16 protein-coding genes and 1 riboswitch are annotated in these 20,691 nt (G+C 54.5%); of the genes, 10 read left to right on the top strand and 6 right to left on the bottom strand.

All coding sequences use genetic code 11. From position 1 onward, the window contains the following. Positions 1-120: 120 nt before the first annotated feature. Complete coding sequence (locus AC0LWE_RS20120) at positions 121-348, bottom strand: hypothetical protein (RefSeq protein WP_219347244.1); 228 nt, start codon at positions 346-348, stop codon at positions 121-123. A gap of 90 nt (positions 349-438) precedes the next feature. On the opposite strand from AC0LWE_RS20120, the gene metF reads away from it, so the two are divergent. Then, the gene (gene metF, locus AC0LWE_RS20115; protein ID WP_131489420.1) at positions 439-1,329 is read left to right on the top strand and encodes a methylenetetrahydrofolate reductase; all 891 of its coding nucleotides are present in this window, start codon (positions 439-441) and stop codon (positions 1,327-1,329) included. Positions 1,330-1,535: 206 nt separating this feature from the next. Then, on the top strand, positions 1,536-3,716 hold the full coding sequence (gene katG, locus AC0LWE_RS20110; protein WP_219347245.1) for a catalase/peroxidase HPI: 2,181 nt from the start codon (positions 1,536-1,538) through the stop codon (positions 3,714-3,716). Between the two features lie 58 nt (positions 3,717-3,774). On the opposite strand, the gene gldA is transcribed toward katG, so the two are convergent. The 3 genes from gldA to argE all read right to left on the bottom strand — a co-directional run bounded on the left by gldA (position 3,775) and on the right by argE (position 9,258). Continuing rightward, positions 3,775-4,878, bottom strand: coding sequence for a bifunctional L-1,2-propanediol dehydrogenase/glycerol dehydrogenase (gene gldA / locus AC0LWE_RS20105; RefSeq protein ID WP_059180606.1), 1,104 nt, complete (start codon positions 4,876-4,878; stop codon positions 3,775-3,777). A 176-nt stretch (positions 4,879-5,054) separates the two neighbouring features. Next, entirely contained in the window at positions 5,055-7,706 is a 2,652-nt protein-coding gene (gene ppc, locus AC0LWE_RS20100; protein WP_202694757.1) for a phosphoenolpyruvate carboxylase, read from the bottom strand. A gap of 400 nt (positions 7,707-8,106) precedes the next feature. Then, on the bottom strand, positions 8,107-9,258 hold the full coding sequence (gene argE, locus AC0LWE_RS20095; RefSeq protein ID WP_131489422.1) for an acetylornithine deacetylase: 1,152 nt from the start codon (positions 9,256-9,258) through the stop codon (positions 8,107-8,109). Between the two features lie 88 nt (positions 9,259-9,346). Between argE and argC the strand changes: the two genes are divergently transcribed. The 4 genes from argC to oxyR all read left to right on the top strand — a co-directional run bounded on the left by argC (position 9,347) and on the right by oxyR (position 13,986). Beyond that, a complete protein-coding gene (argC, locus tag AC0LWE_RS20090) occupies positions 9,347-10,351 on the top strand; it encodes an N-acetyl-gamma-glutamyl-phosphate reductase (RefSeq protein ID WP_219347246.1) in 1,005 nt (334 codons plus the stop codon). Positions 10,352-10,357: 6 nt separating this feature from the next. After that, positions 10,358-11,134 carry an acetylglutamate kinase gene (gene argB / locus AC0LWE_RS20085; RefSeq protein ID WP_096759554.1) on the top strand — a complete coding sequence of 259 codons (777 nt, stop codon included), beginning with the start codon at positions 10,358-10,360 and terminating at the stop codon, positions 11,132-11,134. Positions 11,135-11,187: 53 nt separating this feature from the next. Then, entirely contained in the window at positions 11,188-12,561 is a 1,374-nt protein-coding gene (argH, locus tag AC0LWE_RS20080) for an argininosuccinate lyase (protein ID WP_219347247.1), read from the top strand. A 507-nt stretch (positions 12,562-13,068) separates the two neighbouring features. Next, a complete protein-coding gene (oxyR, locus tag AC0LWE_RS20075; RefSeq protein WP_015960984.1) occupies positions 13,069-13,986 on the top strand; it encodes a DNA-binding transcriptional regulator OxyR in 918 nt (305 codons plus the stop codon). Here the strand turns inward: oxyR and sthA are convergent. Next, positions 13,969-15,369: a Si-specific NAD(P)(+) transhydrogenase gene (gene sthA / locus AC0LWE_RS20070; protein WP_059180611.1), complete on the bottom strand. Its 1,401-nt coding sequence runs from the start codon at positions 15,367-15,369 to the stop codon at positions 13,969-13,971. The two genes, oxyR and sthA, sit on opposite strands and share 18 nt — an antisense overlap. Positions 15,370-15,565: 196 nt before the next feature. On the opposite strand from sthA, the gene fabR reads away from it, so the two are divergent. Then, entirely contained in the window at positions 15,566-16,207 is a 642-nt protein-coding gene (gene fabR / locus AC0LWE_RS20065; protein WP_015960982.1) for an HTH-type transcriptional repressor FabR, read from the top strand. A 3-nt stretch (positions 16,208-16,210) separates the two neighbouring features. Continuing rightward, positions 16,211-16,570, top strand: coding sequence for a YijD family membrane protein (locus AC0LWE_RS20060; RefSeq protein ID WP_015960981.1), 360 nt, complete (start codon positions 16,211-16,213; stop codon positions 16,568-16,570). A gap of 5 nt (positions 16,571-16,575) precedes the next feature. On the opposite strand, the gene trmA is transcribed toward AC0LWE_RS20060, so the two are convergent. Continuing rightward, positions 16,576-17,676, bottom strand: a complete 1,101-nt coding sequence (gene trmA, locus AC0LWE_RS20055; protein ID WP_131489427.1) for a tRNA (uridine(54)-C5)-methyltransferase TrmA — start codon at positions 17,674-17,676, stop codon at positions 16,576-16,578. Between the two features lie 104 nt (positions 17,677-17,780). Continuing rightward, positions 17,781-17,956: riboswitch (cobalamin riboswitch) on the top strand. Positions 17,957-18,022: 66 nt separating this feature from the next. Here trmA and btuB point away from each other — a divergent pair. Continuing rightward, positions 18,023-19,873 (top strand): TonB-dependent vitamin B12 receptor BtuB, encoded by a 1,851-nt coding sequence (gene btuB / locus AC0LWE_RS20050; RefSeq protein WP_059180613.1) that lies wholly within the window; start codon positions 18,023-18,025, stop codon positions 19,871-19,873. After that, positions 19,818-20,669: a glutamate racemase gene (gene murI, locus AC0LWE_RS20045; RefSeq protein ID WP_059180614.1), complete on the top strand. Its 852-nt coding sequence runs from the start codon at positions 19,818-19,820 to the stop codon at positions 20,667-20,669. Before btuB ends, murI begins: the two co-directional genes overlap by 56 nt. Positions 20,670-20,691 lie beyond the last annotated feature (22 nt).

The raw sequence follows: 20,691 nt of genomic DNA, 5'->3' as shown, positions 1-20,691 counted from the left end.
TCACCCTAACCCTCTCCCACGGGAGAGGGAATCGTTCGGGGCGGTCTTCTCCCAGTCTCCGCAAATAAGAGGGACTGTTTTCTCCCTGTTCCTTACGCGGCGAACGGACTGTTTTCTCCCTCATCGCAATGCGGTGAAAGGATTGTTTTCTGCCTCATCACAATACGGCGAAAGGATTTTTTCCTCCCTCATCGCAATGCGGCGAAAGGGTTGTCTTCCCCCCCTCTCCCTGTGGGAGAGGGCCGGGGTGAGGGCATCAAACCGCACTCTTTCCCCGCCATCATGAACATCTTTCATCTTGCCTGAACATTCCTCACCGTTATGACTGATTATTTCAGTTGACGGCATTCGCGTTTTCCGTCATTTTTACATCCAGACGTCTAAATGGATAGATGTTTATAACGAGCAATAATTATCACGCGATTGATGAGGTAAGGTATGAGCTTTTTTCACGCCAACCAGCGGGAAGCCCTGAATCAGAGCCTGGCTGAAGTGCAGGGCCAGATTAACGTCTCTTTTGAATTCTTTCCGCCGCGCACCAGTGAAATGGAGCAAACCCTATGGAGCTCTATCGATCGCCTGAGCAGCCTGAAGCCGAAATTTGTCTCCGTCACCTACGGGGCAAACTCTGGCGAGCGCGACCGTACGCACAGCATTATCAAGGGCATTAAGGACCGTACCGGGCTTGAAGCCGCACCGCATTTGACCTGTGTGGATGCGACTCGCGATGAACTGCGCGCTATCGCCCAGGATTACTGGAATAACGGGATTCGCCACATCGTCGCCCTGCGCGGTGATTTGCCGCCGGGCAGCGGAAAACCGGAAATGTACGCCACCGATCTGGTCGCGTTACTCAAGGACGTGGGCGATTTTGATATCTCCGTCGCTGCGTATCCGGAAGTGCATCCGGAAGCGAAAAGCGCCCAGGCCGATCTGCTCAACCTGAAACGCAAAGTCGATGCCGGTGCCAACCGCGCGATTACCCAGTTTTTCTTCGACGTCGAAAGCTATCTGCGTTTTCGTGACCGCTGTGTTAACGCTGGAATCGACCTGGAAATTATTCCGGGCATCCTGCCGGTCTCGAACTTCAGGCAGGCTAAGAAGTTTGCAGACATGACCAACGTGCGCATTCCGCTGTGGATGCAGAAAATGTACGAAGGGCTCGATGACGACGCCGAAACCCGCAAGCTGGTGGGCGCGAATATCGCGATGGACATGGTGAAAATTTTGAGCCGTGAAGGGGTGAAGGATTTCCACTTCTACACGCTAAACCGCGCCGAGATGAGTTACGCCATCTGCCACACCCTCGGCGTTCGCCCTGGACTGTAATCTCATAACCCTCTTCGGAGGGTTTTTGCTTATCTGACCTTCCGCCCTTCTCCAGCCTGACGGCATTTTTACCGATCCACTATAAAAGCTTACATTTTACAGGGTAATTTAAACGGTAATAACTATCGAATCTGTGGGTTATCTCAATTATACCTATCTGGCTTCGGTGTATATCTTAAGGGAAATACGATCAACGGAGTATAAAGATGAGCATGTCAGAAGAGACCAATAATTCGTCATCCAGCGGCAAGTGTCCTTTTCACCATGGAGGGTCTGATCAGAGCGCAGGCGCGGGGACAGGCAGTCGCGACTGGTGGCCCAAGCAGCTGCGCGTTGAACTCTTAAACCAACATTCCAACCGTTCGAACCCTTTGGGTGAAGACTTCGACTACCGCAAAGAATTCAGCAAACTCGACTATTCCGCTCTGAAAGGCGATATCAAAGCTCTCCTGACCGATTCTCAATCCTGGTGGCCTGCCGACTGGGGCAGCTATGTGGGTCTGTTTATTCGTATGGCATGGCACGGCGCAGGGACTTACCGTTCCGTGGATGGTCGTGGCGGTGCCGGTCGCGGTCAGCAGCGTTTTGCTCCTCTGAATGCATGGCCAGATAACGTGAGCCTCGACAAAGCGCGTCGTCTGCTGTGGCCTGTTAAACAAAAATACGGGCAGAAAATCTCCTGGGCCGATCTGTATATCCTGGCGGGGAACGTGGCGCTGGAAAATTCAGGCTTCCGTACGTTTGGCTTTGGTGCCGGGCGCGAAGATGTCTGGGAGCCAGATATGGACGTTAACTGGGGCGATGAAAAAGCCTGGCTGACCCATCGCGATCCTGAATCACTGGCGAAGCGTCCGTTGGCCGCTACCGAAATGGGGCTGATTTACGTCAATCCGGAAGGGCCAAACGCCAGCGGTGAGCCGCTGTCGGCCGCCGCAGCGATTCGCGCGACGTTCGGCAACATGGGCATGAACGATGAAGAGACCGTCGCGCTGATTGCGGGCGGACATACGCTCGGCAAAACGCACGGTGCAGCGGCGGCCACGCATGTGGGTGTCGATCCGGAAGGGGCGTTGATTGAATCTCAGGGCCTGGGCTGGGCCAGCACCCACGGAACGGGCGTGGGTGCAGATGCAATCACCTCCGGTCTGGAAGTCGTCTGGTCACAGACGCCAACCCAGTGGAGTAATTACTTCTTCGAAAACCTGTTCAAATACGAGTGGGTACAGACCCGCAGCCCGGCAGGCGCGATCCAGTTTGAAGCCGTTGACGCGCCGGAAATTATTCCCGATCCGTTCGACCCGGCGAAAAAACGCAAACCGACCATGCTGGTGACCGACCTGACGCTGCGTTTCGACCCAGAGTTCGAGAAAATTTCTCGTCGCTTCCTGAACGATCCGCAGGCGTTTAACGAAGCATTCGCGCGGGCCTGGTACAAACTGACGCACCGAGATATGGGGCCAAAAGCACGTTACATCGGTCCTGAAGTGCCGAAAGAAGATCTGATCTGGCAGGACCCGCTGCCGCAGGCGGTGTTCAATCCGTCTCAAGAAGATATTGCGAGTCTGAAAGCGGAAATTGTGGCGTCCGGGCTTTCCGTTAGCGAGCTGGTGTCGGTTGCCTGGGCGTCTGCGTCCACCTTCCGTGGCGGTGACAAACGCGGTGGTGCCAACGGCGCGCGTCTGGCTCTGGCTCCGCAGCGCGACTGGGATGTTAACGCCGCCGCGGTACGCGTCTTACCAACGCTGGAAGCGATTCAACGCACAACCAACAAAGCATCGCTCGCCGATATCATCGTGCTGGCGGGCGTCGTCGGCGTTGAGCAGGCGGCAAAAGCGGCGGGGGTTTACATCACCGTGCCGTTTACCCCGGGCCGCGTGGATGCGCGTCAGGATCAGACTGATATCGAGATGTTTAATCTCCTTGAGCCAGTTGCAGATGGTTTCCGCAACTATCGCGCTCAGGTTGATGTCTCGACAACGGAATCGCTGCTGATTGATAAAGCGCAGCAGCTGACGCTTACCGCGCCAGAACTGACCGCGCTGGTCGGGGGAATGCGCGCGCTGGGAGCCAACTTTGATGGCAGCCAGAACGGCGTGTTCACCGATCGCGTGGGTGTGCTGACCACCGATTTCTTTGTGAATCTGTTGGATATGGGCACCCAGTGGAAAGCCACCGACGAATCCAATGAACTGTTTGCGGGCAGCGATCGTGCGAGCGGTGAGGTGAAATACACCGCAACGCGTGCCGATCTGGTGTTTGGTTCAAATGCGGTTCTGCGTGCGCTGGCGGAGGTTTATGCCAGTCAGGATGCCAGCGAGAAGTTCGTCAAAGATTTTGTCGCGGCATGGACCAAAGTGATGAATCTGGATCGTTTTGATGTGAAGTAATCAGGCATCAGTCATAAATAAAAATCCCCGCCTCGGCGGGGATTTTTTATGTCAGACGTTATTCCCACTCATGCAGGCAACGCTGACCATACTGATCGGCGACCAGCAGCGCTGCATATACCTCATCTGGCGTCACGCCGCCCGGCATATTGTGAATGGTTTCGCCTTCCGCGCAGGCGGTTTTTGCCACCAGACGCATCTTGGCAGGAACATCTTCTTTAATACCCAGCTGTGCCAGGGTGATGGGCAGCCCAACGCTGTGACACAGTGCGGCAACCGTTTCGATCTCTTCTACCGGCGCGTTTTCCAGCACCAGTTGGGTGAGCGTGCCGAACGCAACTTTTTCACCGTGATAGTAATGGTGCGCATCCGGAATCGCCGTCAGCCCATTGTGTATCGCGTGGGCTGCGGCCAGTCCACCACTCTCAAAGCCCACGCCGCTGAGGTAGGTATTGGCTTCGACGACGCGCTCAAGGGCCGGCGTGACGACATGCTGTTCCGCTGCCAGCATCGCCTTTTCTCCCTCTTCAATCAGCGTGTTATAGCAAAGCTCCGCCAGCGCGAGAGCTGCCTGCGTGCATTTGCCTCCGGCCATGGTAGTGGCACCGCTGCGTGAGCAGGCGCGCGCCTCAAACCAGGTCGCCAGCGCATCGCCAATCCCTGCGGCCAAAAGACGCGCAGGCGCACCCGCCACGATTTTGGTATCGACGATAACCATATTGGGATTGTGCGGGAGCATAAGGTAATGATCGAACTCGCCGCTGTCGGTGTAGATGACTGAAAGGGCGCTGCACGGTGCATCCGTAGAGGCAATGGTTGGCGCGATGGCCACCGGTACATCCATAAAATGCGCTAATGCTTTGGCGGTATCGAGCGTTTTACCGCCGCCAATACCCAGCACGGCCTGACAGTCAGCGCCTTTGGCCAGCTTGCGCAGACGGTCGATCTCATTTTGTGAACATTCGCCGCCAAATGGCGCGATTTCGACGTGCAGTTCTGCCTGTTTGAAGCTTTGGCGCAAGGTTTCTTCCGCAAAGCCTAAAACAAACTTATCCCCGACAACCAGCCAGCGTTTTGCCAGCGGTTTGAGATAGTCGCCGAGTCGAGTGAGGGCATCTGCACCCTGAATGTATTTGCCCGGTGATTGAATGATACGGTCCATAACATTTCTCCCATAGAGGTTGAGGTTACTAAACGCGTTTTTCCCGTCGTGCTCGAACGTCACTATTGTGACTTTACCGCCACAGTAGCTGGCATTTGTTGCGCTAAATCTAAGGTGGGGGATTTTTGGGCAAAAAAAAGGCCACACCCTGTGTGACCTTTTGATTCGGAAAACCGTTAGCCGGTGTTACGCATGCCTGCCGCAACGCCCGCAATCGTCACCATCAGCGCCTGTTCGACGCGTGGGTCCGCCTCTTTGCCTTCTTCTTCGGCCTTGCGCGAGCGATGCAGCAGCTCAGCCTGCAGAACGTTTAGCGGGTCGGTGTAGATATTTCGCAACTGGATGGATTCGGCAATCCACGGCAAATCAGCCATCAGATGGGAGTCGTTAGCGATATCCAGAACAATTTTGATGTCGCTTTCGAGCAGGTCGCGCAGCTCTTTACCTAACGCCCACAGTTCGGGTTTCACCAGACGCTGATCGTAGTATTCCGCCAGCCACAGGTCGACTTTGGAGAACACCATCTCCAGCATACCCAGGCGCGTGGAGAAGAACGGCCAGTCGCGGCACATCGTCTCAAGCTCAGTCTGCTTACCGTCTTCCACCACTTTTTGCAGCGCTGCACCGGCACCCAGCCAGGCGGGCAGCATCAGGCGGTTTTGCGTCCAGGCGAAGATCCACGGAATCGCGCGCAGGGATTCCACACCGCCGGTCGGACGGCGTTTAGCCGGACGAGAACCCAGCGGCAGTTTGCCCAGTTCCTGCTCAGGCGTGGCCGAGCGGAAATAAGGTACGAAGTCTTTGTTTTCGCGCACGTAGCCACGGTACAAGTCGCAGGAGATATCCGACAGCTCATCCATGATGTGACGCCATGCGTCCTTCGGCTCCGGCGGTGGCAGCAGGTTAGCTTCCAGAATCGCGCTGGTGTAGAGCGACAGGCTGCTGATTGTCACTTCTGGCAGACCGTATTTAAAGCGAATCATCTCGCCCTGCTCGGTGACGCGCAAACCGCCTTTCAGGCTGCCCGGGGGCTGAGAGAGCAGTGCGGCATGAGCCGGTGCACCGCCGCGACCGATAGAACCGCCGCGTCCGTGGAACAGCGTTAATTCGATCCCGGCTTTTTCGCAGGTTTTGATCAGCGCATCTTGTGCCTGGTACTGCGCCCAGGATGCCGCCATCACGCCCGCGTCTTTTGCGGAGTCGGAATAGCCAATCATCACCATCTGTTTGCCCTGGATAAAGCCGCGATACCAGTCGATGTTCAGCAACTGGGTCATCACGTCGTTGGCATTATTCAGGTCGTCGAGGGTTTCAAACAGCGGCGCGACAGGCAGCGCAAAGCTGATACCGGCTTCTTTCAACAGCAAATGAACGGCCAGCACGTCAGACGGCGTTTTAGCCATGGAGATCACATAGGCCGCGACCGATCCTTTTGGCGCATCGACGATCGCTTTACAGGTGTTGAGGACTTCGCTGGTTTCTTCGCTTGGTTCCCAGCTGCGTGGCAGAAGTGGACGTTTGGAATTCAATTCGCGGATCAGGAACGCCTGTTTGTCGGCTTCTGACCAGCTTTCGTAATCGCCAATGCCAAGATAACGGGTCAACTCGCCCAGCGCTTCGGTATGGCGGGTGCTTTCCTGACGCACGTCAATGCGCACTAAAGGCACGCCAAAACACTTCACGCGGCGCAGGGTGTCGAGCAGTTCACCGTTGGCGATGATGCCCATGCCGCACGCTTGCAGTGATTTATAGCAGGCGTAAAGCGGGTCCCAGAGCTGTTCGTTTTGACTCAGCAGCCCTGCGGGTTTTGGCAGGCGCTGGCCTTTCAAACGTGCTTCCAGCCAGGCTTGGGTCGCCATCAGCTGGCCGCGCAGGCCTTTTAACAAGAAGCGGTACGGTTCGGTTGCACCGGCTTCGCCGACTTGGTCGAGCAGTTCTGGCGTGGCTTCAACCATCGACAGCTCAGAAATCAGGATCTGAATATCTTTCAGGAACAGGTCGGTGGCTTTCCAGCGGCTGAGCAACAGCACATGGCGGGTGATTTCGGCGGTGACATTGGGGTTACCGTCGCGGTCGCCACCCATCCAGGAGGTGAAACGCACCGGAACAAAATCCACCGGCAGGCGATAGCCAAGGTTCTCTTCCAGCTGTTCGTTTAATTCGCGCAGGTAGTTCGGCACGCCTTCCCACAGGCTGTTTTCGACAACCGCAAAACCCCATTTGGCTTCATCAACCGGGCTTGGGCGATATTTGCGAATTTCATCGGTGTGCCAGGACTGGGCGATCAGCTGGCGCAGGCGGCGCATCAGCTGGTTACGTTCGTAATCGACGATGTCTTTGTTGTCTAACTGCTTGAGACAGCTATTCACTTCGCCCATTTTGTGAATCAGCGTACGGCGGGTGATTTCGGTCGGGTGTGCAGTCAGCACCAGCTCCAGCGAGAGGGATTCAACCGCTTTTTTGATGGTCTCTTCGTTCAGTTCAGGCTGGTCTTTGAGTTTTCTGAGCGTACGGGCAATCACTTCCGGGTTGCTGGCACCTTCGCCTTTTGGCGAAATGCTGTGGTATTGCTCGGCGGTGTTAGCCAGATTCAGGAACTGGCTGAACGCACGCGCCACGGGCAGAAGCTCATCATTTGACAGGTTTTGCAGCGTGGTGAGCAGCTCCTGACGATTGGCTTCATTTCCTGCACGGGAGGATTTGGACAGCTTACGGATTGTTTCGACGCGGTCGAGAATAGTCTCTCCTAGCGCATCCTTGATGGTATCTCCCAGCACTTTGCCGAGCATACTGACATTACTACGCAACGCGGAATATTGTTCGTTCATATAAACCCAGACACCCCATCATTTTTGTAAATGCCCTGCATCTTTCAAACCGCAGCCGTTTTGGCTGCTCTCACCCACTCAGGTCACTTACTTATGTAAGTTCCCGAAGATGCGCTCGTTGCCGCCTTGCCGCAGCTTGAAATCTCTCGGACATAATTTTTCAGTTGTCCTTTATAAAGCCACGTAAAACCCCTGTCGTCAATTGCTGCGAAAACGGTTCAGCAAACGAATAAATGCAGGTAATTTACGAAATTTAATTCGCTTCGCGTCAGATAAGAGATGCTTATGGGAATGTGATGGGGATCATGCGTTATGTCGTCCTCACCTGACCCTCTCCCACCGGGAGAGGGGATAGCTCGGCGCTGTTTTTTACGCGCTCACCCCTTTGGAAAGCGTGTTGTTAATGCCAGCAGAAGTGATGCACAACCTGCGTAATTAACTCGCGAGTGGGCTTAATAAAGCGCGTTTCCAGGTATTCATCCGGCTGGTGGGCCTGATTGATGGAGCCCGGACCCAGCACCAGCGTCGGGCACAGCGTCTGGATAAACGGTGCTTCGGTGCAGTAGTTCACCACGTCCGTTTTCTCGCCGAGCAGTTTCTCAACCACTTGCACCAATTGATGATCCGGCGGGCATTCGTAACCTGGAATTGGCGGATGCAGATCGAAAATGGTCAGACGGCCAGGCCAGCGTTCACTTACCGGGGCCAGCGCTTCGCTCAGTAAGCCATTGAGATCGTCGAGCGTCATGCCTGGCAGCGGGCGAATATCCATGTGCAATTCGCAGCAGGCGCAGATGCGGTTAGAGGCATCGCCGCCGTGCAGGCTACCGAGATTGAGCGTGGGATATGGCACGGTGAAGGAATCGTGGTGGAAGCGTTCTTTCAGGGCGTCGCGCAGCACCATGATGCGGCCAATGGCGTCGTGCATCAGCTCAATGGCATTGACGCCGCGTGCCGGATCGCTGGAGTGGCCTGACTGGCCCAACACGCGCACCGCTGTGGAAATATGGCCTTTATGCGCCCGAATCGGTTGCAGTGAAGTTGGTTCGCCAATGATCGCGCAGTCCGGGCGAATGGCGGTGTTTTCCGAGAAATAGCGCGCGCCCGCCATGCTGGTTTCTTCGTCGGCGGTCGCCAGAATGTATAGCGGTTTTTTAAGCGTCTTCACATCAACGTCACGCAGCGCATCGAGAATAAAGGCAAAAAAGCCTTTCATGTCGGCGGTACCCAGACCGTAAAGCTTGCCGTCATGCTCGGTGAGCGTGAAAGGATCGCGCGTCCAGCGCCCATCATCGAAGGGCACGGTGTCCGTATGGCCAGCCAGTAAAAGGCCGCCTGCACCCTGTCCGGCACTGGCCAGCAGGTTAAATTTATGACGGGTTCCTGGAACGGGTTGAACTTCCACCTTAAAGCCGAGATCGCTAAACCATCCAGCCAGCATATTGATTAAAGACTCATTGCTCTGGTCGAGCGCTTCTTCGGTCGCACTGATGGACGGCGTGGCAATCAGGGCGCGGTAAATCTCGATAAAGGGTGGTAAATTCATTTTCATTGTTGACATACCTTAGGTCGTGATAGTATCAATATTCATGCACTAAATGTGAATAAAAATACACTAACGTTGATCGTAAAGGAACCCGATGTTGAATACGCTGATTGTGGGCGCTAGCGGTTATGCGGGCGCAGAGCTTGTAAGCTACGTGAATCGCCATCCTCATATGACCATAACCGCTTTGACTGTCTCAGCGCAAAGCAATGATGCGGGAAAGTTAATTTCCGATTTGCATCCGCAACTTAAGGGAATCGTCGATCTCCCGTTGCAGCCGATGTCCGATATCAGTGAGTTTGTTGGTGGTGTGGACGTGGTGTTTCTGGCCACGGCGCACGAAGTCAGCCACGATCTGGCCCCGCAGTTTTTGGCGGCGGGTTGCGTGGTGTTTGACCTCTCCGGCGCGTTCCGCGTAAACGACAGTGCGTTCTACGAAAAATATTACGGTTTCACTCACCAGCATACCGATCTGCTTGAGCAGGCGGTCTACGGCCTGGCGGAGTGGAATGACGACAAGATAAAAGAAGCCAATCTGATCGCTGTTCCGGGTTGTTATCCGACGGCGGCGCAGCTTTCGCTTAAACCGCTGATCGAAGCTGACCTGCTGGATCTCAATCAGTGGCCGGTGATCAACGCCACCAGCGGCGTGAGCGGTGCCGGGCGCAAGGCGGCGATTGCCAATAGTTTCTGCGAAGTGAGTCTGCAACCGTATGGCGTGTTCAACCACCGTCATCATCCGGAGATCACCACGCATCTGGGCGCAGAGGTGATTTTCACACCACATCTGGGCAATTTCCCGCGCGGGATTCTGGAAACCATTACCTGTCGTCTGAAGCCGGGCGTGACCAAAGACCAGATTTCTGAAGCCTTTACGCAGGCCTATGCCAATAAACCGCTGGTCCGCCTGTATGACAACGTGCTGCCAGCGCTGAAAAATGTGGTCGGTCTGCCGTTCTGCGACATCGGCTTTGCCGTTCAGGGCGAGCATCTGATTGTGGTTGCGGCGGAAGATAACCTTCTTAAAGGCGCTGCCGCTCAGGCTGTGCAGTGCGCAAATATTCGTTTTGGCTACGCTGAAACCCAGTCTCTTATTTAAGGTGTGATGATGAATCCATTAATTATCAAACTCGGTGGCGTATTGCTGGACAGCGAAGAAGCGCTGGAGCGTCTGTTTAGCGCGCTGGTTGATTATCGCGAATCCCATCAACGTCCGCTGGTGATTGTGCACGGCGGCGGCTGCGTGGTGGATGAGCTGATGAAAGGCCTCAACCTGCCGGTGAAAAAGAAGAACGGTCTGCGCGTGACGCCTGCCGATCAGATTGACATCATCACCGGTGCGCTGGCGGGAACGGCGAACAAAACGCTGCTGTCATGGGCGAAGAAACATCATATCGCGTCGGTCGGCCTGTACCTCGGCGATGGCGACAGCGTAAAAGTGACGCAGCTCGACGAAGAGTTGGGCCACGTTGGACTGGCGCAGCCGGGTTCGCCTAAGCTGATTAATACGCTGCTGGAAGGCGGTTTCTTGCCAGTGGTGAGCTCTATCGGGGTAACCGAAGAAGGGCAACTGATGAACGTGAACGCCGATCAGGCCGCAACGGCGCTGGCCGCCACGCTGGGCGCTGACCTGATTCTGCTTTCCGACGTGAGCGGCATTCTGGACGGTAAAGGCCAGCGCATCGCCGAGATGACAGCGGCAAAAGCGGAGCAGCTGATTTCTCAGGGCATCATTACGGATGGCATGATTGTGAAAGTGAACGCGGCGCTGGACGCTGCGCGCACCCTGGGCCGTCCGGTGGACATTGCCTCATGGCGTCACGCGGAACAACTCCCGGCGCTGTTTAACGGCACGCCGATTGGCACACGTATTCTGGCGTAAGCATTTTTCCCCTCATCAGAGGGTATCTCTAAACGAATTTAAGGAAGCATGTTATGGCACTTTGGGGTGGGCGTTTTACACAGGCAGCGGATCAACGGTTCAAACAGTTCAACGACTCTTTGCGCTTCGACTACCGCCTGGCCGAACAAGATATCGTCGGCTCTGTGGCCTGGTCCAAAGCGCTGGTCACCGTTGGTGTATTAAGCGCTGATGAGCAATTACAGCTCGAAGAGGCGCTAAACAACCTTCTGGAAGAAGTGCGCCTGAATCCGCAGCAAATCCTCGAAAGCGACGCGGAAGATATTCACAGCTGGGTGGAAGGCAAGCTGATCGACAAAGTGGGTCAACTGGGTAAAAAACTGCACACCGGGCGTAGTCGTAACGACCAGGTGGCGACAGACCTGAAGCTGTGGTGTAAAGACACTATCGTGGAGCTGCTGTCGGCGAACCGTCAGCTGCAGAATGCGCTGGTTGAAACTGCGCAAAACAATCAGGATGCAGTGATGCCGGGTTATACCCACCTGCAGCGCGCGCAGCCGGTTACGTTTGCTCACTGGTCTCTGGCGTATGTCGAGATGCTGGCGCGTGATGAAAGCCGTTTGCAGGATACGCTGAAGCGTCTGGACGTTAGCCCGCTGGGCAGCGGTGCGCTGGCCGGTACCGCCTATGAAATCGATCGCGAACAGCTGGCAGGCTGGTTAGGTTTTGCCTCTGCGACCCGCAACAGTCTGGACAGCGTGTCGGATCGTGACCACGTCCTGGAATTGCTGTCGAACGCCTCTATCGGCATGGTGCATTTGTCGCGCTTTGCCGAAGATCTGATTTTCTTCAACTCCGGTGAAGCCGGTTTTGTGGAGCTGTCCGATCGTGTCACCTCTGGCTCTTCATTGATGCCGCAGAAGAAAAACCCGGACGCGCTGGAGCTGATCCGCGGTAAGTGTGGCCGTGTGCAGGGGGCGCTGACGGGCATGATGATGACTCTGAAAGGTCTGCCGTTGGCCTACAACAAAGATATGCAGGAAGACAAAGAAGGGCTGTTCGATGCGCTCGACACCTGGCTGGATTGCCTGCATATGGGCGCGCTGGTGCTGGACGGCATTCAGGTGAAACGTCCACGTTGTCAGGAAGCGGCGCAGCAGGGCTATGCGAACTCCACCGAACTGGCGGATTATCTGGTCGCCAAGGGCGTACCGTTCCGCGAGGCGCACCATATTGTGGGCGAAGCCGTGGTAGAGGCGATTCGTCAGGGCAAACCGCTGGAAGATCTGACGCTGGCCGATTTGCAGAAATTTAGTGCCGTGATAGGCGATGACGTGTACCCGATTCTTTCGCTGCAATCCTGTCTGGATAAGCGCGCGGCGAAAGGTGGCGTGTCACCGAAACAGGTCGCGCAGGCGATTGCGGATGCGAAAGGGCGTCTTGTTTAAGATTTGTGCGGGCTGATGCCCTCACCCCGGCCCTCTCCCACAGGAGAGGGAGTAAACACTAAAAATGGCAACGTCAGTTGCCATTTTGCTTTTACCTTGTCTCAACCCCGGCCCTCTCCCATTGGAGGGGGAGTAAATACTAAAAATGGCAACGTCGGTTGCCATTTTGCTTTTACCTTGTCTCAACCCGAGCCTCTTCCATGGTGAAAGGCGCGAGCTGTCTCCTCTCTTTGGGAGAGGGCCAGGTGAGGGAAGAATAGGCAGCCTGGTTAAAAGCCGGGCTTTTTTACGCAAAAAAAAAGCGGACCACAGGGTCCGCAAAAGTTCACGTTGGCTTTAGTTGTTCGAGTCAGGGATAAACTCGTGTGACTCGGCGGGGACGTCAAGGGTCAAACACGTGCCGCCTCGTCTATGTGGTGTATTATTCAACAGAGTGCTTGATAGGGATAATCGTTCGTTGCTATGCTATCTATCGCCATGAACTATCATGGCGATAGAGGATGAATAATGAATATTCGTGATCTTGAATACCTGGTTGCACTCGCTGAGCACCGACATTTTCGCCGCGCGGCAGATTCCTGCCACGTTAGTCAGCCCACGCTGAGCGGTCAGATCCGCAAGCTGGAAGATGAGCTGGGCGTTATGCTGCTGGAGCGCACCAGCCGTAAAGTGCTGTTCACTCAGGCCGGTTTGTTGCTGGTGGATCAGGCGCGCACCGTATTGCGCGAGGTCAAAGTGCTCAAGGAAATGGCGAGCCAGCAGGGCGAGGCGATGTCCGGTCCGCTTCATATTGGCCTGATCCCGACCGTTGGCCCGTATCTCCTGCCGCTCATCATTCCGATGCTGCATCAGACCTTCCCGAAACTCGAAATGTATCTGCACGAAGCGCAGACACATCAATTGCTGGCCCAGCTCGACAGCGGCAAGCTCGACTGCGCGATCCTGGCGCTGGTTAAAGAGAGCGAAGCGTTTATTGAGGTGCCGCTGTTTGATGAGCCGATGATGCTGGCGATCTACGAAGATCACCCGTGGGCCAATCGCGATCGCGTACCGATGGGCGATCTGGCAGGTGAAAAGCTGTTGATGCTGGAAGACGGTCACTGCCTGCGCGATCAGGCGATGGGGTTCTGCTTTGAGGCGGGTGCTGAGGAAGATACCCATTTCCGCGCAACCAGTCTGGAAACGCTGCGTAATATGGTGGCGGCGGGAAGTGGTATTACGCTGCTGCCTGCGCTGGCCGTACCGCGCGAGCGTCGCCGCGATGGTGTGGTTTATCTGCCGTGCATTAAGCCGGAACCGCGTCGTACAGTTGGCCTGGTTTATCGTCCGGGATCGCCCCTGCGCAGCCGCTATGAGCAGCTAGCAGAGGCCATCCGCAGTTCGATGGATGGCCATTTTGACGACGCGTTAAAACAGGCGGTTTAAGCCGTTTAGCGCCGCTACCCGATAGGCTTCTGCCATCGTCGGGTAGTTAAAGGTGGTGTTAACGAAGTACTCGATCGTGTTACCGCCACCTTTTTGCTCCATGATTGCCTGACCGATATGAATGATTTCCGCCGCACGTTCACCGAAGCAGTGAATGCCGAGGATCTCTTTCGTCTCGCGATGGAACAAAATCTTCAGCGTCCCCACGCTCATTCCCACGATTTGTGCCCGCGCCAGATGTTTAAACTGCGCGCGACCGACCTCGTACGGCACTTTCATCGACGTCAGCTGCTGTTCGGTTTTACCCACAGAGCTGATTTCTGGAATGGTGTAAATGCCGGTTGGAATATCTTCAATCAGATGGGCGGTGGCTTCACCTTTCACCAACGCCTGAGCCGCGATGCGCCCCTGATCGTAAGCGGCGGATGCCAGACTCGGATACCCAATCACATCGCCTACTGCGTAAATATGCGGCAGCGCCGTCTGGTACATGCTGTTGACCTTTAACTGGCCGCGACTGTCGGTGGCAAGGCCAATGTTTTCCAGCGCCAGCGAATCGGTGTTACCGGTACGGCCATTCGCGTACAGCAGGCAATCGGCTTTCAGCTTTTTGCCAGACTTCAGATGCATAATCACGCCATCGTCGCAGGGCTCGATTCTTTCGTACTCTTCGTTGTGGCGAATCACCACACCGCTGTTCCAGAAGTGGTACGAGAGCGAATCGGACATCTCTTGATCGAGAAACGCCAGCAGGCGGTCGCGGGTGTTAATCAAATCAACTTTGACTTCCATCCCACGGAAAATGGAGGCGTATTCGCAGCCAATGACCCCCGCGCCGTAGATCAGCACATGGCGTGGCTCATGATGCAGGCTCAAAATAGAGTCGCTGTCATAAACGCGCGGATGTGAAAAATCGACGTCGTCCGGATGATAGGGGCGTGAACCGCAGGCGATGACGAATTTCTCGGCGGTAATGGTCTCGACGGAACCATCGTGACATTTTAGCGCCAGGGTATGCTCGTCAACAAAGTGCGCGTCACCCTGCAGGATTTCGCAGTGGTTGCGTTCGTAAAACCCCTGGCGCATCCGCGTCTGCTGATTAATCACGGTATCAGCATGGTTGAGGATGTCGGCAAAAGAGGAACGAAGAAGACGGGAGTGGTCGCTGTAAAGAGGGTTTTGGTTAAATTCGATAATGCGGCTAACGGCGTGGCGGAGGGCTTTAGAAGGGATGGTGCCCCAGTGGGTACAACCGCCGCCAACATTATGGTAGCGCTCAATGACCGCTACTCTGGCTCCCTGTTTAACCAGACCCATAGCAGCGCCTTCGCCGCCGGGGCCGGAACCAATAACTATTGCGTCGTAATCGTAGGAATGTGACATGGCAAGGCTTACCTGTTCTTATACATAAAAGCAACAGAATAGTAACATCATTAGCGGGATAACCCAATTATCGTTGTGCTCTTTTCGGGCTGTGGAGCACAAACCTCGCGTAAACAATCATTCACAAAGCTGTGCAAACAGATTAATTTTATTCTCTGGTATAGTGCCTTAAGGCCTTTGGAAGGATTCAACTATTGTGATGGGCGTAAGAGCACAACAAAAAGAGAAAACCCGGCGTTCGCTGGTGGAAGCGGCATTCAGTCAACTGAGCGCTGAGCGAAGCTTTGCCAGTTTAAGCCTGCGCGAAGTCGCACGCGAGGCCGGGATTGCGCCAACGTCTTTCTATCGTCATTTCCGTGATGTGGATGAACTGGGCCTGACCATGGTGGATGAGAGCGGCTTAATGCTGCGCCAGCTCATGCGCCAGGCGCGTCAGCGTATTGCCAAAGGTGGCAGCGTGATCCGCACTTCGGTCTCTACTTTTATGGAATTTATTGGCAACAACCCTAACGCATTCCGCCTGTTATTACGGGAACGTTCGGGAACGTCGGCGGCTTTCCGTGCCGCTGTAGTGCGAGAAATTCAGCATTTTATCGCGGAACTTGCCGACTATCTGGAACTCGAAAACCATATGCCACGTGCCTTCACGGAAGCGCAGGCCGAGGCGATGGTGACCATTGTTTTCAGTGCGGGTGCCGAAGCACTGGATGTGGGCGTTGAACAACGCAAACAACTCGAAGAGCGACTGGTCTTGCAACTGCGGATGATTTCCAAAGGCGCTTATTACTGGTATCGCCGTGAACAAGAAAGGTCGGCGCATCAAATCGACGAAGGGTGAGTAATGAAACAGTCAGGTCAGGATAAAGGTACGTTGTTGCTGGCATTGATCGCTGGCTTATCTATTAATGGTACGTTTGCAGCGGTGTTCAGCTCGATTGTGCCGTTTTCGATTTTCCCGATGATCGCGTTGGTCCTGACGGTTTACTGTCTGCATCAACGCTATCAAAACCGCACCATGCCGGTAGGTTTACCGGGCCTGGCGGCGGCGTTCTTTATTCTGGGTGTCCTGCTGTATAGCACCGTTGTGCGCGCGGAGTATCCGGATATCGGCTCGAATTTCCTGCCCGCCGTGCTGTCTGTGGCGCTGGTGTTCTGGATTGGCATCAAAATGCGTCACCGTAAGCACCAGCTTCCTGAATAATGGCGTTATTTCAACGTTAACAGTACGCCGCATTCCATATGGTGCGTGTAGGGGAACTGATCGAACAGCGCCAGACGTTCAACCTTGTGCGTCTGGCTTAATGTTTCCAGATTCTTGCACAGCGTTTCCGGGTTGCAGGAAATGTACAAAATACGCGGATACGCCTGCACCATCTTTTCGGTTTCGCTGTCCAGCCCGCTGCGCGGGGGATCGACGAAAATCGTCTCGCACTGGTAACTCTTCAAATCGATACCCTGCAAACGGTTGAATTCGCGCTCACCGTTCATTGCCTGCGTAAACTCTTCTGCCGCCATACGAATGATCTGCACGTTATCGATATGGTTGGCCGCAATATTGTATTGCGCGGAAGCGACAGACGGCTTGGCGATTTCGGTTGCCAGTACGCGCTCAAAGTTTCGCGCCAGCGCCAGCGAGAAGTTGCCGTTACCGCAGTACAACTCCAGCAGATCGCCTTTTGACCCTTCCGTTGCACTCAGCGCCCACTCCAGCATTTGCACATTCATGGCCGCATTCGGCTGGGTGAAGCTGTTTTCGACCTGGCGATAAATCATCTCTTTACCGGCCACCGGCAGGCGCTCATCCACGTAGTCCTGATCGAGCATGATTTTAGTTTTAGTCGCGCGGCCAATCAGATGGACGTTGATATTCTGCGCCCGCAGCGCATCGCGCAGGACTTCGGCTTCTTTGCGCCATTCGTCGTCCAGCTTTTTGTGATACAGCATCGAGACGATAGCCTGATTGCTTTGGGTGGTCAGGTAATCAATCTGGAACAGTTTATGGCGCAACTGGGTGTTATTGCGTACCCCTTCAATCATCAGCGTCATTAATTGGTTAATTAATTCGCTGGCTGCCGGGAAACTGTTTACGCGGATACGGGACTTGGTCTGCTGATCGAAAATGATGTGATACAGGTCGTCGCCGTCATGCCAGATACGGAACTCAGCACGCATGCGGTAATGGCTGACAGGAGAACGAAACACCTCGGGAACGGGCGCGGCAAAAGGCGTCATCATACTTTGCAGACGGACAACTTTCTCTGCCAGCTGCGCGTCGTACTGTTCTGTCGGGAGGTGTTCGGGTGTCATCATGCATCCTGAGTGGTAAAGAATTTCGCGGGGATTGTAAGCACTGTACAGGGGATGTCCAGATTTAATCCTGCATAGCTGTCTGGACATCCATACGTTTCTAATTGTAGCATTCTGTTTCCGGTCTCATGTAAGTGAAAAGGGAATCCAGTGCAAATCTGGAGCTGACGCGCAGCGGTAAAGACTGGCGGGATGAATGTTGTAGACACTGTGAAAATGGGAAGTCGTCATCCGTAAAACGCCACCAAGCCCGAAGACCTGCCGGAATTACGTCGCATCTGGTTTCATCATCGCGTGCTATAGATGACGCCTGCGGCATCCTTCTTATATTGTGGATGCTTTAAAAATGATTAAAAAAGTATCGCTGATGACGGCGCTTTCCGTCACGGCATTTTCGGGCTGGGCGCAGGATAGCGCTGACTCATTGGTGGTCACAGCAAACCGTTTTGAACAACCGGCAAATACCGTTCTGGCACCGACTTCTGTTGTAACGCGTGAAGATATTGAGCGCTGGCAGGCAAAAAGCGTCGTCGAAGTCATGCAGCGTTTACCTGGCGTAGATATTGCGCAAAGCGGCGGAATGGGGGCAAACGCGTCAACCTTTATTCGTGGAACCGAATCCCGTCACGTTCTGGTGCTTATCGATGGTATTCCGCTAAATAATGCCGGAATCAGCAATGTTGCCGATCTGAGTCAAATCCCAACGTCCCTCATTCAACGTATCGAGTACATTCGCGGCCCGCGTTCTGCGCTGTACGGTTCTGATGCGATTGGCGGCGTGATTAACATTATTACTGGGCGTGATAAGCCTGGCGCGGACATTACCGCGAGTGTCGGCTCGAAGGGCTATCAGTCTTACGATGGTTCATTCCAGCAGGTGCTGGATAAAACCAAAATCACGATGGCAGGAAACTATACCTATACCCGAGGTTTTGATATTGATGCGCAGGATGCGCCGCGTCAGCCGGATCGCGATGGCTTTATGAGTAAGTCGCTGTACGGGTCTATCGAACAGCAGATTAACGACAGCCTGAGTGGTTTCGTTCGCGGTTTTGGCTATGACAACCGCACGGCATACGACGGGTATGATAGCTACGACAATAATTTCAATTTTACCGGCACGCCGGATACGCGTCAGTTATACAGCCAGAACTGGGATACCGGGCTGCGTTACAAGCAGGGCATTTATCAGACGCAGCTGGTGGCGGGCTACGGTCGCAGTAAAGACCAGAACTACGATCCGAGTAAAGGTCGCTATGCCGCCTCTTCTACTATGGATGACGTGAAGCAATACACCACGCAATGGATGAACACCTTTACCGTAGGTCACGGCAACATCGGTGCGGGTGTGGACTGGCAGAAGCAGCAGACGCAGGCGGGTACGGGTCTTCTTGATCAAGGCTTCAAACAGCACAACACCGGCGTTTTCCTTTCGGCGATGCAGCAGTTTGATAGCGTCACGCTGGAAGCGGCAGCGCGTCATGATGATAACTCTAACTTCGGTAACCACAGCACCTGGCAGACCAGTGCGGCGTGGGAGTTTGTTGATGGCTATCGCATCATCGGCTCTTACGGTACAGCGTATAAAGCACCAACGATGAGCCAGATCCACAGTGCAGATTATGGCAATCCGGATCTTAAGCCAGAAGAGAGTGAACAGTGGGAAGGTGGTTTTGAAGGGCTGACAGGTCCGGTGACCTGGCGCATCAGCGCTTATCGTAATGACGTTGATAACTTAATTGGCTTTGGCAACAGAAATCGTCCTTATAACGTTGATAAAGCGCGTATCGAAGGGGTTGAAGCCACGGCACAGTTTGATACCGGCCCTGTCGGTCATCAGATCTCTTATGATTATGTTGACCCGCGCAATGCCACAACCAATCAGGTGCTTGCCCGTCGTTCTAAGCAACAGGTGAAATACCAGTTGGATACGCAGGTATGGGATTTCGACTGGAATCTGGCGTATCGCTATCTCGGCACGCGTTATGATGTGGCCGTCGATCCCAATACCTTCACCACTGAACGTGTACAAATGGGGGGCGTAAGCTTGTGGGATCTCGCAGTTTCATATCCTGTCACCTCACATCTCACAGTTCGTGGTAAAATAGCCAACCTGTTCGATAAAGATTACGAGACAGTTTATGGCTACGAAACTGCAGGACGGGAATACACCTTGTCTGGCAGCTACACCTTCTGATCCACGTCCCACCGTGCTGGTGTTTGACTCCGGCGTCGGTGGGCTTTCGGTCTACGATGAGATTCGGCATCTTCTGCCGGATCTTCATTACATCTATGCTTTCGATAATGTCGCCTTTCCGTATGGGGAAAAGAGCGAAGACTTTATTGTCGAACGTGTGGTTGAAATCGTCACAGCAGTTCAGGCGCGCTACCCCTTAGCGTTAGCCGTCATTGCCTGCAACACGGCGAGTACCGTTTCTCTTCCTTCATTACGTGAAAAATTCCCGTTCCCGGTTGTGGGCGTCGTTCCGGCGATTAAGCCTGCTGCGCGTCTGACGGCGAATGGCATCGTTGGGTTATTAGCGACGCGCGGAACGGTGAAGCGTCCTTATACGCGTGAGCTCATTGAACGCTTTGCCAACGAATGCAAGATTGCAATGTTAGGCTCAGCTGAGCTGGTGGAAATGGCCGAAGCGAAGCTGCACGGTGAACCCGTTTCGCTGGAAGAGCTGCGACGCATTCTCGGCCCATGGCTTCGCATGGCTGAACCGCCTGATACGGTTGTGCTGGGCTGCACGCATTTCCCTCTATTACAGGATGAGCTACTGGAGGTGTTGCCGGAGGGGACGCGTCTTGTGGATTCCGGTGCGGCAATCGCCCGACGGACAGCCTGGTTGCTGGAACATGAAGCGCCAGATGCTAAATCCAGTGATAAGAACATTGCCTTTTGTATGGCGTTAACTTCTGAGACTGAGCAACTTTTACCCGTTTTACAGCGTTACGGCTTTGAAACGCTCGAAAAACTCGCACTTTAACGTGCTTTTGGGCAAAAAAGAG

The organism is Lelliottia sp. RD5, from assembly GCF_056032945.1.
This window is presented reverse-complemented; position numbering and strand designations above follow the sequence as displayed.

Excerpts from the sequence above, each read along its gene's own strand:
- trmA (WP_131489427.1), bottom strand. The coding sequence starts at position 17,676 with ATGACACCCGAACACCTCCCGACAGAACAGTACGACGCGCAGCTGGCA.
- argE (WP_131489422.1), bottom strand. The coding sequence starts at position 9,258 with ATGAAAATGAATTTACCACCCTTTATCGAGATTTACCGCGCCCTGATT.
- murI (WP_059180614.1), top strand. The coding sequence starts at position 19,818 with ATGGCTACGAAACTGCAGGACGGGAATACACCTTGTCTGGCAGCTACA.
- oxyR (WP_015960984.1), top strand. The coding sequence starts at position 13,069 with ATGAATATTCGTGATCTTGAATACCTGGTTGCACTCGCTGAGCACCGA.
- sthA (WP_059180611.1), bottom strand. The coding sequence starts at position 15,369 with ATGTCACATTCCTACGATTACGACGCAATAGTTATTGGTTCCGGCCCC.
- katG (WP_219347245.1), top strand. The coding sequence starts at position 1,536 with ATGAGCATGTCAGAAGAGACCAATAATTCGTCATCCAGCGGCAAGTGT.
- gldA (WP_059180606.1), bottom strand. The coding sequence starts at position 4,878 with ATGGACCGTATCATTCAATCACCGGGCAAATACATTCAGGGTGCAGAT.
- AC0LWE_RS20060 (WP_015960981.1), top strand. The coding sequence starts at position 16,211 with ATGAAACAGTCAGGTCAGGATAAAGGTACGTTGTTGCTGGCATTGATC.
- metF (WP_131489420.1), top strand. The coding sequence starts at position 439 with ATGAGCTTTTTTCACGCCAACCAGCGGGAAGCCCTGAATCAGAGCCTG.
- ppc (WP_202694757.1), bottom strand. The coding sequence starts at position 7,706 with ATGAACGAACAATATTCCGCGTTGCGTAGTAATGTCAGTATGCTCGGC.
- argH (WP_219347247.1), top strand. The coding sequence starts at position 11,188 with ATGGCACTTTGGGGTGGGCGTTTTACACAGGCAGCGGATCAACGGTTC.
- argB (WP_096759554.1), top strand. The coding sequence starts at position 10,358 with ATGATGAATCCATTAATTATCAAACTCGGTGGCGTATTGCTGGACAGC.
- AC0LWE_RS20120 (WP_219347244.1), bottom strand. The coding sequence starts at position 348 with ATGCCGTCAACTGAAATAATCAGTCATAACGGTGAGGAATGTTCAGGC.
- btuB (WP_059180613.1), top strand. The coding sequence starts at position 18,023 with ATGATTAAAAAAGTATCGCTGATGACGGCGCTTTCCGTCACGGCATTT.
- argC (WP_219347246.1), top strand. The coding sequence starts at position 9,347 with ATGTTGAATACGCTGATTGTGGGCGCTAGCGGTTATGCGGGCGCAGAG.